The 13,632-nt window shown below is 61.1% G+C and carries 12 protein-coding genes; 11 read left to right on the top strand and 1 reads right to left on the bottom strand.

Annotated elements, in window-relative coordinates; translation table 11 throughout:
- Positions 1-123: 123 nt before the first annotated feature.
- Complete coding sequence (locus IEY38_RS09290) at positions 124-999, bottom strand: hypothetical protein (RefSeq protein WP_188977195.1); 876 nt, start codon at positions 997-999, stop codon at positions 124-126.
- A gap of 59 nt (positions 1,000-1,058) precedes the next feature.
- Here IEY38_RS09290 and IEY38_RS09285 point away from each other — a divergent pair, with 59 nt between their 5' ends.
- From IEY38_RS09285 to trmB, 11 genes are all read left to right on the top strand, one after another.
- Positions 1,059-2,048 (top strand): aldo/keto reductase, encoded by a 990-nt coding sequence (locus IEY38_RS09285; protein WP_188977193.1) that lies wholly within the window; start codon positions 1,059-1,061, stop codon positions 2,046-2,048.
- A 60-nt stretch (positions 2,049-2,108) separates the two neighbouring features.
- Positions 2,109-3,185, top strand: a complete 1,077-nt coding sequence (locus IEY38_RS09280) for a TrmB family transcriptional regulator (protein WP_188977191.1) — start codon at positions 2,109-2,111, stop codon at positions 3,183-3,185.
- A gap of 232 nt (positions 3,186-3,417) precedes the next feature.
- Positions 3,418-4,950 carry an extracellular solute-binding protein gene (locus IEY38_RS09275; RefSeq protein WP_188977189.1) on the top strand — a complete coding sequence of 511 codons (1,533 nt, stop codon included), beginning with the start codon at positions 3,418-3,420 and terminating at the stop codon, positions 4,948-4,950.
- A gap of 78 nt (positions 4,951-5,028) precedes the next feature.
- Positions 5,029-6,009 (top strand): carbohydrate ABC transporter permease, encoded by a 981-nt coding sequence (locus tag IEY38_RS09270; RefSeq protein ID WP_188977187.1) that lies wholly within the window; start codon positions 5,029-5,031, stop codon positions 6,007-6,009.
- Between the two features lies 1 nt (position 6,010).
- Positions 6,011-7,012: a carbohydrate ABC transporter permease gene (locus IEY38_RS09265; RefSeq protein WP_188977185.1), complete on the top strand. Its 1,002-nt coding sequence runs from the start codon at positions 6,011-6,013 to the stop codon at positions 7,010-7,012.
- Positions 7,013-7,016: 4 nt separating this feature from the next.
- Positions 7,017-8,213, top strand: coding sequence for an ABC transporter ATP-binding protein (locus IEY38_RS09260; RefSeq protein WP_188977183.1), 1,197 nt, complete (start codon positions 7,017-7,019; stop codon positions 8,211-8,213).
- A gap of 1 nt (position 8,214) precedes the next feature.
- Positions 8,215-8,418, top strand: a complete 204-nt coding sequence (locus tag IEY38_RS09255; protein WP_005534343.1) for a hypothetical protein — start codon at positions 8,215-8,217, stop codon at positions 8,416-8,418.
- 25 nt (positions 8,419-8,443) lie between these two features.
- Complete coding sequence (locus IEY38_RS09250; RefSeq protein ID WP_188977182.1) at positions 8,444-9,520, top strand: Gfo/Idh/MocA family protein; 1,077 nt, start codon at positions 8,444-8,446, stop codon at positions 9,518-9,520.
- 40 nt (positions 9,521-9,560) lie between these two features.
- Positions 9,561-10,625 (top strand): glucose 1-dehydrogenase, encoded by a 1,065-nt coding sequence (locus IEY38_RS09245; RefSeq protein WP_005534346.1) that lies wholly within the window; start codon positions 9,561-9,563, stop codon positions 10,623-10,625.
- Between the two features lie 276 nt (positions 10,626-10,901).
- The gene (locus IEY38_RS09240; RefSeq protein WP_188977180.1) at positions 10,902-12,278 is read left to right on the top strand and encodes an ABC transporter substrate-binding protein; all 1,377 of its coding nucleotides are present in this window, start codon (positions 10,902-10,904) and stop codon (positions 12,276-12,278) included.
- Between the two features lie 180 nt (positions 12,279-12,458).
- Positions 12,459-13,511, top strand: coding sequence for an HTH-type sugar sensing transcriptional regulator TrmB (gene trmB / locus IEY38_RS09235; RefSeq protein WP_170096139.1), 1,053 nt, complete (start codon positions 12,459-12,461; stop codon positions 13,509-13,511).
- Positions 13,512-13,632 lie beyond the last annotated feature (121 nt).

Raw genomic sequence — 13,632 nt, 5'->3', positions numbered from 1 at the left:
CGCACGCACCAGCGGTCAGGCGGGACTCTCCCGCCGTTCCCGTCCGTCGTCTCCCCCCGAACAGAACCCGGATAGCGTCTCGAACACTAACTCTGACTCGGATTCGCCCGTTCCGTGTCCGTTTCAGTTGTCGCCCATTTTAAAGGTATAGAGTCGCTGCTCGCAGGTCGGACAGACGAGCGTCTCATCGGGGTCCTGACGCGGTCCCAGATGACCGCCACAGCATGACACCGACGACGACTCGACCAGGTCGGAGTCACAGACCGGGCACCTATCGAGAAACATCCGGAAGGCTTCCGCGCCAGCGACTCTGAGACGCTCGTCGTCGAGACGCTCACCAAGGACCTCGTACGCTGCGAGCTCGGCGACGACGACCGGCCGGGGGAGGAGTTGTTTATGATCGGTGCCGAGTGCGATCCACTCCGCGTCGTCGACGTACGGTTCCGCGTGCCCGACCTGCTCCAGCGACGCCTGCAGTGTCGTCGAGAGAGCCCCAAGTGATTCCGCTGCCAGTTCGTCCATTTGCTCGTGCCACGCCGTGTCTACAGCCGTCGTGAGAAACAGTTGCTCCCCCTCGACTTCGATGACGCCTGCTGCCGAAAGCTCTCGGAGGATGGTTTCGCCGTCCAGTTCCACATCCTCAGCCAGCGAGTCACGCTTCTCGTGGCCCATGGCTTCCTGCGTTGCCGCGTCATGTGCGGACTCCCCGTGAAACCACTCGTCCGGGACCGGTGACGCCGCCACCAACTGTGGGGCAAATTCGGGCGTGTACGGAACCAGATACCCCCGAAGGTAGACCACCGCGACGCCGACAACGCCGATCAGCAGGCTCACCCGCGGACGGTTGCGTGCGCGCAAGAACATGACAACGATTCCAACGAGCCCCAGATTCAGGATTGTACACGGCCAGCATCTGTTCGCTCCGGTGTAGGATTCGTCGCTGAGGGTTTCGAGTACTCCCATCGGGTCGGATTCTTCCGGTGCGGGTTCCCGGCTCATGTTCGGACAACAGTACGCAGTCCCAAAATTCTTTAACAACAGCTGTGGTACAAAGTGTCATGAGCAATTCGCCGGTGACATACACCACGCTCGGGTCGACAGGCCTCGACGTGTCCGAACTCTGTCTCGGAACGATGAACTTCGGGAGCGCGGAGCCCTGGATGCTAAACGACGAGGCCGAGAGCCGTCGAATACTCGAACGGGCGCTCGATCTGGGTATCAACTTCTTCGATACGGCCAACGCGTATTCGAACGGCGAGAGCGAGCGAATACTCGGCGATGCTATCGACTCCGCTCGTCGTGGCGAACTGGTCTTGGCCTCGAAGGTGTACTTCGATATGCACGAGGGACCGAACGGGAGCGGGCTCTCGAAGAAACACATCATCGACCAATGTCACGCCACGCTGGACCGCCTCGGCGTCGACTATCTCGACCTCTACCAGATCCACCGATGGGACGACGACACGCCGATCGAGAAGACGCTGGACGCGCTGACGTATCTCGTCGACGAAGGGCTGGTCCGCTATATCGGCGCGAGCACGATGGCAAACTGGAAGTTCCAGAAGGCGCTGTACACTGCGGATATCGACGGGTACGAGCGGTTCGTCTCGATGCAACCGGAGTACAACGCCGTCGACCGACACGAGGAGGCGAACCTCCTGCCCGTCTGCGAGATGGAAGGGGTCGGCGTCATCCCGTGGTCGCCCCTTGCCGGCGGCTTCCTCGCCGGAAAGTACGATCGCGACGAGGACCTATCCGAAGGCCGAGCAAGTACAGACGAGTACACGGCAAACCGGTTCAGCGACGAGAACTGGGCGGTTCTCGACGAGGTGCGAGCGATCGCCGACGCGAAGAGTGCGACACCGGCACAGGTCAGTCTGGCGTGGCTCTGCCATCAGGACGTCGTCGACGCGCCGATCATCGGGCCGCGGACGATGGACCATCTAGAAGAGAACGTCGGGGCGCTCGACGTCGACCTGACCGACGAGGAATGCGCCCGGATCGAGGCCCCGAAACAGCCACAGTGGCCGGTCGAGGGCAAGGACTGACCGTGGATTTCGATAGATAACCATGCACGTTAACTGCGTTCTCAGTTTCCCTGTACACACATGGACGACAGCGAACTAACCGATGTCCTCGAAGATGCCGGTCTCTCCCCGTATCAGGCGGAGGCCTACGTGGCGCTACTCGGGCTGGGGACCGCATCGGCGACCGACATCGCTGACTCCTGTGACGTTCCGGACCCACGGATCTACGACGTGCTCCGGGACCTGGAAACGAAGGGATATATCGAGACGTTCCAGCAGGACAGCCTGACCGCCCGCGCCCGCAACCCAGATGTGGTGCTTGAAGACCTCCGGTCCCGGTCGAGCAAGTACCTCGACGCGGCAGAGACGATCGAAGAGCGCTGGAACCAGCCCGAGATATCAGACCACGAGGTCAGTATCGTCAAGCGGTTCGAAACGGTCGTCAGCCGGGCCCGGGAACTCATCGAAACAGCCGAAAACCAGATTCAGGTCGGTGTGGACCCGGAGCAGTTCTACGCGGTTCGAGAGGAACTCATTGCCGCCCACGACCGCGGCGTGAACATCAAACTCAGCATCTGTACCGGGCCTGACGACGAAGTCCCACCGCTTTCCGACATCGAAGGGACCTGTACGGAAGCCCGAAACCGCAAGATTCCGGCCCCGTTTTTCGTGCTGGTCGACCGGACCTGGACGTGTTTTGCGCCCCACCACGACTCGGTCAACGAGTACGGCGTGCTCGTCAAGGATCGGACCCACACCTACGTCTTCCACTGGTTCTTCCTGACCTGTCTCTGGGAAATCTGGGACACACTGTACACTGAGCGGACGCCGGAAACCCCGACGACGTACGTTGACCTCCGCCACGCCGTCCGGGATATCGAACCGCTGTTGAATGAGGACGCGATTATCGAGGCTGTCATTGTGGGGTACGATACAGAAACGAAAGAATCGGTTGAGCTGACAGGGCGGGTCACCGACATCGACTACACCGGGAGTAGTATCGGTCGGAAGGACCCCGTCCCACTGGCACAACTGGCCGGTCGAATCAGTGCGACGCTGGTTACCGACGACGGGACGTACGAAGTCGGTGGCTGGGGGGCTGTCATCGAGGAAATCGAAGCTACCGAGATTACGATTACGAACGTTCAGTACGAGTAACGAGCCGCTGCTTTCTCAGGGAGGGTAAACTTCCCCTCAGTTTGCGCGTTTAAGACTCTCTGTGTGGCAAACAGCTGTTTGACCTATCCGTGCGTATATATACTGAAAGATTTATACGATGCTTAATAGTCAATAACATATCACGATTGCCGGGCTGAGGGAGACAATTAACAACACCTGTGGTTAATTATGGACAACCTTTAAGGTGTGTCCGGGATAGCTCAGAATAGATATGTCGGACAATGGCACAAGCGGCGAGCGGAACTCGACAGGCGTCTCCCGGCGACGGTTCGTCCGTGCCGCCGGCACAGCAGGTGTCGTCGGTGGACTGGCGGGCTGTGCTGACTTCGTCGGTGGTGGTGACGGTGGCGACGGCGGTAGCGGTGGTGACGGCGGATCGACCGGCGACGGAAGTGGCGGAGAAACGACAACCGTGCAGTGGGGCTTCGACCCGGTGGCCGTCCAGAACAATGGCGACGCGATCAAGCAGGCACTCCACGACAACGGCCTGCCGGACTCCATCGAAATCGAATTCGTCCCGCGTGATCAGGACACCGGGGCGGCCCGGTCGAACTACAACCGACTGCTCTCGGCCGGCGAGACGAACCCGGATATGTTCCTGATGGACAACGGCTGGACGAACATCTTCATCCAGCGAGGGCAACTCCAGAACCTCTCGCAGACGCTGCCGGAGGACCTCCTCTCGGACGTGTCTGATAACTACTTCTCGGCCTTTACCGATACGGCACGGAACCCAAGCAATGGAAACCTGTTCGGCGTGCCGGTGTTCCCGGACTTCCCGACGATGCAGTACCGCAAGGACCTCGTCGAGGAGGCCGGCTACAGCCCCGAGAGCAACAACTGGGCGACCGAGCCGATGACATGGGAGGAGTGGTCGAACATCGCCGCAGACACATACGACAACGCTGACGTCGATTACGGCTTTACCACCCAGTGGGACATCTACGAGGGAACCTCCTGTTGTACGTTCAACGAGGTCATGTCCTCGTGGGGCGGCGCGTACTTCGGCGGCCGCGACAACCTCTTCGGGCCGATCGGTGACCGGCCGATCACGGTCAACAACGAAGAGGTCATCAACTCGCTGAACATGATGCGGAAGTTCGTCCACGACGAGGAGTTCGACGGGCAGTTCGAGGGCTACGGCGGCGGCTTCACCCCGACCGAAATTCTCGGCTGGAAGGAGGAAGACGCTCGCGCGCCGTTCGTTAACGGCAACGCCGTCCTCCACCGGAACTGGCCCTACTCGCTGGCACTCGGCGGCCGCAATCCCGAGGAAACCGACGACCCGGCGCTCGGCGAGAACCTCGGCGCGATGCCGATTCCGTACGCTGTGTCCGAGAGCGAGGCCGCACAGCCCGGTACGGGTGGCTCCACGGCCGCCCTCGGTGGCTGGCACATGACGGTCAACCCCAACAGCGAGCAGCTAGACGCCGTGACGCAGGTCATTCGCGCCGCCATGCAGCCGGACTTCCAGCTCACGCTGCTGTCTGTCCAGGGTTGGCTGCCGCCGCGGCCTGAACTGTTCAATTCCAGCGAGGCCCAGAACGTGCCCGTCGTTGGCCGGTACATGGACACGCTGCAGGTCGCCGGTAACAATACGATGCCGCGCCCGGTGACGGGTGTTTGGAGCGACCAGTCCAGCAAGATCGCACAGCAAGCGAACCGCGCAGTCGGGCAGGAAGCCTCTTCGGCTGACGCGATGGCGACGCTGGAGTCCGCGCTGGCAGAGACCGAGCAGAACTGAAGCCACAGGCAAGCGTTACAAAACCACCCCTGTGATTATTTACCATGACACATTCAAACGACGGACGGAGGTAACCGAATGAGCACAGAAACCGGCCGTGAATCCAGACGCTCGGGGGCACTCGTCAGCGTAATGCGTTGGATGGAGAACCTCAGCGACACGCAGTACGCGTATCTGCTGTTGGTTCCCGTGTTCGTGCTTCTGGGTGTCGTCGCGCTGTACCCGCTGTTGCGGACCTTCGAACTGTCGCTGTTCGCGCTCTCGGCGGACTTTTCAAGCACCACCTTCGTCGGCGCTGGGAACTACGTCGAACTGTTCACCGGCGGGAAGAACCGGTACCTACCGGGTGGAACGACGTTCCTTCCTGAAGGGTTTGGCTTAGGTGCATTGCTGAACAGCGCCCTCGTCGTCACGATAATCTTCGCTGTCACAAGTGTGCTGTTCGAGACGCTCATCGGCCTCGGACAGGCGCTCATCCTCGATCAAGATTTCTACGGTCGACGGTGGATTCGCGCGGCTATCATCATTCCGTGGGCTGTCCCCGTCGTCATCCAGGGAATAATCTTCTTCCTGATGTTCAATTCGAACGTCGGGTTCCTGACGCCACCGCTCGCTGACCTCGGATTGCTCGCGCCGACGAACACGCTCAACGACACGGCAAGTGCGACGTTTATCATCATCGTCGCCGACATCTGGAAAACATCGGCGTTCATGGCCTTGCTCATTCTAGCTGGGCTCCAGAGCATCGACCGCGGCCTGTACGACGTGGCGAAGGTCGCCGGCGCGACGAAATGGCAGCAGTTCAAGCTCATCACGTTCCCGCTCATCCTGCCGACTATCGGCGTTGCCGTGCTGTTCCGGTCGGTACAGGCGATGCGAGTGTACGGCATCATCGATACAGTGTCGAGCTGTACCGTCGTCCCGTCGCTGTCGTGTATGGTCGTTGCGACGTTCACTACCCGCGAGGGGACGTCCGCGGCCATCGCGTTCGTGACGGCGGCGATTATCGGCATCGTCGTGATGGGACTCATCGTCTGGCAAGGGGAGGACGCGATCTAACATGGCTACGCCAACCGACACCCAGGAGCAGTCGAGCGACGGACCGCTACAGCGCTGGACACAGAGTGCCATTCAGAACCCGGATAAAGTGTACCAGGCGCTGTTTTACGCAGCGATGGTGTTTTTCCTGGTGACGACGCTGTTCCCCTTCTACTGGCTCGTCGTGCTGGCGGTGACCCCCGAAGGGAACCTGCTCTCGGGCAGTTTCCTCCCGACAGTGAACCTCTTCGGCGTCAGCGGGACGTTCCCGCTCCCGGTTCCGAAAGGCTTCAACCCAGGCGCGTTCGTCACGGTCTTCGAACAGGTGCCGTTCCACCTGTACATGCTGAACAGCTTCGCGCTGGCGGTCACGACGACGGTCATCGTGCTGTTCGTCGCCAGCCTCGCCGGCTACGTGTTCGGCCGACTTCGGTTCCCTGGCCGCGCACTGCTGATGCTCGGTATTCTGGCGATCAGCTACTTCCCGCCAGCCGCATTCGTCATCCCGCTGTTTCAGGCGTTCGCCGGCAACGCCCCGATCACGATACCGTTCACGTCCATCCCGCTGTTTACCCCACCGCGGCTGCTGAACACACCGGGGTCGATGGTGCTGCCGTTCAGTGCGTTGTTCATGCCGCTGTCCATCTTCATCCTGACGACGTTCTACGGCCAGATTCCAGACGGACTGGAGGACGCTGCACGGGTCGAAGGAACGACGCGGCTGGGCGCGCTGTTCCGGGTCATCATGCCGCTGTCCGCGCCGGGCGTGGCGACCGCGGCCGTGCTGACGTTCATCGCCGTCTACAACGAGTACTTCTTCAGTTCGATCATGGCGACCTCGCCGGAGGCGGCGAAATGGTCGCCGATCGTCGGCGGGATCCTCAGCTACCAGACCCAGTACACGACGCAGTTCAACCTCATGGCGGCCGCGAGCATCGTCGGGGTCCTCCCCGTCGTCATCCTCGTTATCGTCGCACAGGAACGCATCGTTAGCGGACTGACCTCAGGCGCACTCAAGGAGTAACACAATGGCAAGAGTACGACTCGAACACGTAACGAAGCGCTACGACGACCAGGGTGACGTGGTGACCGCGGTCGACGACATGAACCTCGACATCGACCACGGCGAGTTTATCTGCTTCGTCGGCCCGTCCGGCTGCGGGAAGTCGACGACGATGGAGACTATCGCCGGACTCACCATCCCGACCGAGGGTGAGATATACATCGGCGACCGCGAGGTGACGAACCTGCCACCGAAGGACCGCGGCATCGCGATGGTGTTCCAGAACATCGCGCTGTTCCCGCATATGGACGTGTACGACAACATCTCCTTCGGGCTGCGGCTACGGGACTACCCACAGGACGAGATCGACCGCCGGGTCGAGCGAGCCGCGGACATCGTCCAGCTAGAGGGGATGCTGAACCGGATGCCCGAAGAGATGTCCGGTGGACAGCGTCAGCGCGTCGCCATCGCCCGCGCAATCGTGCGCGAGCCCGATGTGTTCCTGATGGACGAGCCGCTGGCGAACCTCGACGCGAAGCTCAAGGTCCATATGCGAACGGAGCTCCAGCGCCTGCACAAGGAACTGGACACGACAATCATCTACGTGACCCACGACCAGGAGGAGGCGATGACGCTGTCAGACCGGATCGCCGTCCTCGATTCGGGTCAGCTTCAGCAGATCGACCCGCCGCTGACCTGTTACAACGAGCCGGACAATCTCTTTGTCGCCGGGTTCATCGGCTCGCCGTCGATGAACTTCGTCGAGGGGACAATCACCGAGAACGCGCTGGAGACGCCGAACTTCTCCCTCGAGTTCAATCCGTCGTCTATCGATGGCGTCGGAGTCGGTGATGACGTGACACTCGGCATCCGCCCGGAGGATATCTACCCGGGCGAACTCAAGTCTGAGGTTCCCGATCCGTCGGGAATGATTACGGCGACGACCGATATTCTCGAACCGATGGGCGACGAGATATTCGCCTACCTACTGCTGGGCGACGGCGAAACGTCGATGTCTCAAGAACTGGCGACGAACGACCAGTTGCTGATGAGCATCGATCCCGATTCGGACCTCGAAGAAGACGATGAGATCGGGGTCGTCATCGACCGACGGAACGTCCACCTGTTCGACTCGGCCACCGGTGAGGCGATCGTCCACGACCTCATTCCGTACGAGGCCGAAGGCACTGCATCCAGTAGCGAAGTAGAATCAGACGACTGATATGAGTAGCCACCTCGCGATGCTGTACTGGAGCGGGATGCTCGTGCTGTTTTTCTTCTGGGCGTACGGTATCGTGTCGTTCGTCCTCGATCTGAAGAACAAAATCGTCCCCGGCATCATCCAGTATCGGCGTGGTCGACGCCGAGAGAAGGCGAAACAGGAACAGGAAGAGGAACGTGAAGAGCGTGAACAGCAGTTGTATTAATTCACCTTAGTGACAACTACTGCAAATGACTGAGACCGTTCGGATAGGCATCATCGGACTGGGGAACATCGCGGACATTCACTGTACTAACCTCCAACAGCTCGACCAGCCGGTCTCGATAGCGGCGGGCGTCGACGTCGATGCCGATGCGCGCCGCCGGTTCGCCGAAACGTACGACGCGGCGGTGTACGAGGAAGCCGCGGCGATGTTCGGGTCCGTCGATGCCGTGCTGGTGACGACGCCGAACAGATACCACGAGCAGTACGTCGTCGCGGCGCTTGAGGCGGGGCTGGACGTGCTCGTCGAGAAACCGCTGGCGCACACGCTCGAAAGCGCCGAACGGATCGCTACGGCTGCCGAAGCGGCCGACGGGTTCTGTATGGTCGGCTTCCACAAGCGGTTCGCCGATCCGGTCGAGACGTTGGTGGGCTACCGCGACGCGGGCGATATGGGCGAGATATCTCATGTCGAAGCGAACTACATCAGGCGTCGCGGCGTTCCCGGCCGCGGGTCGTGGTTCACGCGTAGCGACGTGGCGGGCGGCGGGTCGCTCATCGATATCGGCGCACACGCTATCGACCTGGCGCTACACGTTGCTGGCCATCCGGACGTCGCCGAAGTGTCGGGTGACACCCGCGCTCAGTTCGGCGTCGACGAAGAGTACGCCTACGTCGAGATGTGGGGCGAAGACCAAGGCGCAGCCGAGTTCAGCGTCGACGATTCGGCGAGTGCCTTCATCCGCTGTGATGACGGTACGACGATATCCCTAGAGGTCGCGTGGGCGACGAACCGACCGGAGAGTCAGGAGTACTACGTCCGCGGCACCGGTGCGGGTGCGAAACTCGATCTCGCGGACCAGTCGCTAACGCTGTTCGAAACGGCCGACATCGGCCGGATGCACCACCGGACGACCGACATCGAGACCCAACGCTCGGACCCGCAACGAAAGGAGCAGGCACGGTTCGTCTCGGCGGTCCGGGACGGGACCCCGCCGTCGATGAACACCGTCGAGCAGGCACTGCGAGTACAGCGCGTGATGGACGCGATCTACCGCTCCGGCGAAACTGGTGCGGCAGTCAGCGTCAGCGAGACAGAGACCTGAAGAAAGACTTAATCCCCAGTGTTCTCACTCTCTGCCTGGCATGAAAGTGATTGGTGTTACGCGGGACGACGACGGCCCACAGCTCCTAGAGCGGGAGCGACCGTCGCCTGATCCGGGCGAGGCACTCGTCCGGACGCTCCGCGTTGGTGTTGACGGCACAGACCACGAAGTCCTGAACGGGTCCCACGGCGGGTTCCCCGACGGGGCAGACCACATGGTTCTCGGACACGAAGCGGTCGGCGTCGTCGAAGAGCCCAATGGCACGGGGCTTGAGGCGGGGCAGGTCGTCGTCCCGACCGTCCGACGGAAACCGAACGGTGAAACGAACGAGTACTTCCGCCGGGGTGAACCCGACATGGCACCTGACGGCGAGTACACCGAACGCGGCATCGTCGGCGACCACGGCTTCATGGCCGAGTACTTCACCTCGCCGGCGGACTTCCTCGTACCCGTCCCCGAGTCGGTCGCGGAGTACGGCTTCCTCGTCGAGCCGCTCTCGATCACCGAGAAGGCCAACGAGCACGCCTACGCGACCCGGGAACCGTTCGACTGGCGACCGGAAGCCGCCTGCGTGCTCGGCAACGGCTCGCTCGGTCTGCTGACACTGTGGATGCTTGAACAGGAGTACGACCGCACCTACTGTGTCGGTCGGCGGGACCGACCCGATCCGACAGTCGACATCATCGATGAGATCGGGAGCACGTACGTCGATTCCCGCGAGACGCCGGTGGACGAACTCCCGGATGCCTACGAGGCGATGGACTACATCTACGAGGCGACCGGGTTCGCCCCCCACGCGTTCCAGACGGTCAAGGCGCTCGACCAGAACGGGGTCGGCGTGTTGCTCGGCATCCCGGAGCCGTGGGAGTTCGAAGTCGATGGCGGTTCGCTCCACAACGAGATCGTCCTGCACAACAAGTGTCTCATTGGGACGGTCAACTCGCACGTCTCGCACTTCGAGGACGCCGTCGAGACGTTACAGGAGCTTCCGGAATGGTTACTCGATGATCTGATCACGACGGTTACCGACCCGGAGCACGTCGAGGCGGCCTTCGAGGACGGGGACGACCAGATAAAAGCAGTCGTCGAGTTCGATTCGCTGTAACTCCTCGGGCCGAACCGCGCCCGAGCTTTTTCGTCGCAGTATGGCCTGGATAGCCCCCATCTAGAAGCGGATCTGTCGGTCACATGTAAGATAACAGATGTAAGGTAGTGAGGTATTTACTCACATACGATTAATTTGTTTTACCGCTCAAATACGAAAAATCACGTAATATAGATGATTTACCGGGATCGACCCGAATGTGAAATGGTGACTTTCGCTATACAGAAGTATTAAGTACGAATCTTCAATAAGGAATTATGAGGTATTGGTGCAACCATGACTGACGACAATTCAAATAAACGGTTGACGCGGCGTAACGCTCTTCGGATTGCTGGCGCAGCAGGTGCGGCCTCGCTGGCTGGCTGCGGTGGGAGTGACGGTGGTGACGGCAGCAGCGGCGACGGCAGCAGCGGTGACGGTAGTGACGGCAGCAGTGGCGACGGCAGCAGCGGTGACGAAAGTACTGATAGCGGGACACAGTACAGCACGCTTGAGGTCGCCCACTGGTGGGGTGAAGGCGACGGACTGGAAGCGATTCAGTCCGTTATGGACGCCTTCAAGGAACAACACCCGGACGTTCCGTTCGACGAGAACCTCATTGCCGGCGGTGCAGGTGACAACCTGCAGGCGAACATCCGGACACGGGTTCAGAACGGCAACCACCCGAGTACGTGGCAGGCCTGGCCCGGAAACAATCTGCTCCCGTTCACCGATGCGAACCTGCTGAAGGACATCGGCGACTCCGTGTGGTCGGAGAACAGCATGGAGGACGCGTACCTCCAGGGTGTCAAGGACGCGGCCCAGCCCGCCGGGAACTACGTGACGGTCCCGCTCAACATCCACCGGATCAACAACCTCTTCTACAACGTCGGGGTCGTCGAGGACGCCGGGGTCGACCCGACATCCCTCGAAACGCCGTCTGACCTCGTCGACGCGCTGTCGACGGTGAACGATGCCGGTTACACCGGAATGGCACATCAGACTGGGTCGCCGTGGTCCAGCTTCCAGATGTTCGCGACGGTCCTTCTGGGCGAAACGGACGCCGAGACCTACAGCGCCATCTTCGTCGACGGCGAGGTTGACGCCAACAGCGACGCGCTGGAGTCGGCAGTCGAGACCACGCAGTCCTATCTCGACTACATCCCGAGCGACGCCGGTTCGATTTCCTGGACCGAGGCCAACAACCAGGTCATCAACGGCGAAGCGGCGTTCCTCCATCAGGGTGACTGGGCGGCCGGAACGTACATCACGAACGACCTCACCTACGGCGAGGAGTGGGACCACGTGACGTTCCCGGGCACTGACGGCTACTACGCGCTGAACATGGACTCGTTCCCGTATCCCGTCAACAACCCGTCCCCGGAAGCGACCACGCTGTGGTGCCAGTTCGTCGGGACGTCGGAGGCACAGGAGATCTTCAACCCGAAGAAGGGATCGATTCCGCCGCGGACTGACGTGAACACCGATCCGTTCAACGACTTCTCCAAGGATCAGATAGAGGACTTCCAGAACAGCGAGGCCCAGCCGCCGTCCGTCGCACACGGCCTGGCCGCACCGCCGGCAGTCAAGTCCTCGCTCGAATCCGCTATCTCATCGCTGAACTCCGGCGCTTCGGCCGCGGACGTCGTCTCCCAGATCTCCAACGCCTACTAACGCCCCACCGATAGCGCGCAGTTTTTTCGCCGTAGCGACTCGGGCAACCGGAGTCCGCAGAGGTAGGCAGCCGCTGTGACGAGCCAACGAACAGTAGCCGATACTCATCTGACTGGTCCTGAAAGTGTCTGCTAAAGAGAGTGCCGAAGTTCTTAGTACTCGACTCGCAAACGCCACACTATGTCTAGTGACGACTTGGAAGCATCGCTCGAACAGGTGATTGCGCGGTTCAATCTCGGCGAGTACGAGATTTCAGCCTACCTGGCCGTGCTACAACACGGTGAGCTGACAGCGTCGGAGATCTCGGAGAACACGGACATTCCACAGCCGCGGGTGTACGATACGGTCCGGAGCCTCAGCGACGTCGGTCTGGTCGAACTCAAGGAGTCCCGGCCGATGAAGGTCCTAGCTATCGACCCTCGGGAAGCCTTCGAGGGGATTCAGGACTCGCTCGACGACCTCGTTGACGACCTGTCCTCGCGCTACACGGCACCTGCACGGGAGCCCGAGGCTGTCTCACTCGTCAAATCCCGACCGACGATACTCCGGTATCTCGAAGACATCATCGAGACGGCCGAGTACGAACTGACGCTATCCTTGACGCCGGCCCTGCTAGAGCGGTTCGAAGACAGGCTCGCAAGCCGAAAGCAGTCCGGCATCGCGATCGAGATTCTCATTTCGCCGAGCGTGGACGCCCCCGACCCGGCGCGGTTCGATTACGAATCCATCGCGACCACGGTGAAGGCCCGCCGCGGTATCACGACGCCGGTCGTGGCCGTCGCAGACGGGAACTACTCGATGTACGCCACCCGCGAGAGCGTCCGCGGTGACACGGACCGGTACGGCGTCATCTTCAACCGGTCGGAACTCGGGTTTCTGGTGTCTGGATTCCTCAACACGGTGCTGTGGACGACTGCCGAAACGATTGCCAGCGACGGCGAAGGACTGCCGTTCCCGCGCCGCTATGGGACGATCAGGCGCTGTATCTCTGATCTGGTGACGCTGGACGGGGAGTTCTACGCAACTATAGAGGGTCGGGACGTCGAAACGGGCGACCACCGGGTCGTCGAAGGCAAAGTGGACCAGGCGTCGTTCAGTTCGAACCGCGAGGTCGCGACGCTGGTCGTCGAAACGGCCGATGGGCCGGTTGAGGTCGGTGGACAAGTCGCTGCGTTCGAGGATATCGAAGCGTACGAGATCCGGATCGGGACTGACGAACCGCCCGAGAACTGATTATACCGTCACCGCTGCTGTTTCTCGCGCTGGCTCCCCGATTGCAGACGGTCAATACAGAAGCGAGAGACAACAGTCGATAACAAACGAGTGCAGCTGGACGAGCCGACAGCGGAGACAA

The organism is Haloarcula sebkhae, from assembly GCF_014647415.1.
Lineage (GTDB): Archaea > Halobacteriota > Halobacteria > Halobacteriales > Haloarculaceae > Haloarcula > Haloarcula sebkhae.
The sequence above is the reverse complement of the archived record's forward strand: the minus strand, read 5'-3'. Positions and strand labels throughout refer to the sequence as shown.

What these genes read in the sequence shown, in the direction of transcription:
- IEY38_RS09290 (WP_188977195.1), bottom strand. Translation starts at nt 999, where the DNA reads ATGAGCCGGGAACCCGCACCGGAAGAATCCGACCCGATGGGAGTACTC.
- IEY38_RS09285 (WP_188977193.1), top strand. Translation starts at nt 1,059, where the DNA reads ATGAGCAATTCGCCGGTGACATACACCACGCTCGGGTCGACAGGCCTC.
- IEY38_RS09280 (WP_188977191.1), top strand. Translation starts at nt 2,109, where the DNA reads ATGGACGACAGCGAACTAACCGATGTCCTCGAAGATGCCGGTCTCTCC.
- IEY38_RS09275 (WP_188977189.1), top strand. Translation starts at nt 3,418, where the DNA reads ATGTCGGACAATGGCACAAGCGGCGAGCGGAACTCGACAGGCGTCTCC.
- IEY38_RS09270 (WP_188977187.1), top strand. Translation starts at nt 5,029, where the DNA reads ATGAGCACAGAAACCGGCCGTGAATCCAGACGCTCGGGGGCACTCGTC.
- IEY38_RS09265 (WP_188977185.1), top strand. Translation starts at nt 6,011, where the DNA reads ATGGCTACGCCAACCGACACCCAGGAGCAGTCGAGCGACGGACCGCTA.
- IEY38_RS09260 (WP_188977183.1), top strand. Translation starts at nt 7,017, where the DNA reads ATGGCAAGAGTACGACTCGAACACGTAACGAAGCGCTACGACGACCAG.
- IEY38_RS09255 (WP_005534343.1), top strand. Translation starts at nt 8,215, where the DNA reads ATGAGTAGCCACCTCGCGATGCTGTACTGGAGCGGGATGCTCGTGCTG.
- IEY38_RS09250 (WP_188977182.1), top strand. Translation starts at nt 8,444, where the DNA reads ATGACTGAGACCGTTCGGATAGGCATCATCGGACTGGGGAACATCGCG.
- IEY38_RS09245 (WP_005534346.1), top strand. Translation starts at nt 9,561, where the DNA reads ATGAAAGTGATTGGTGTTACGCGGGACGACGACGGCCCACAGCTCCTA.
- IEY38_RS09240 (WP_188977180.1), top strand. Translation starts at nt 10,902, where the DNA reads ATGACTGACGACAATTCAAATAAACGGTTGACGCGGCGTAACGCTCTT.
- trmB (WP_170096139.1), top strand. Translation starts at nt 12,459, where the DNA reads ATGTCTAGTGACGACTTGGAAGCATCGCTCGAACAGGTGATTGCGCGG.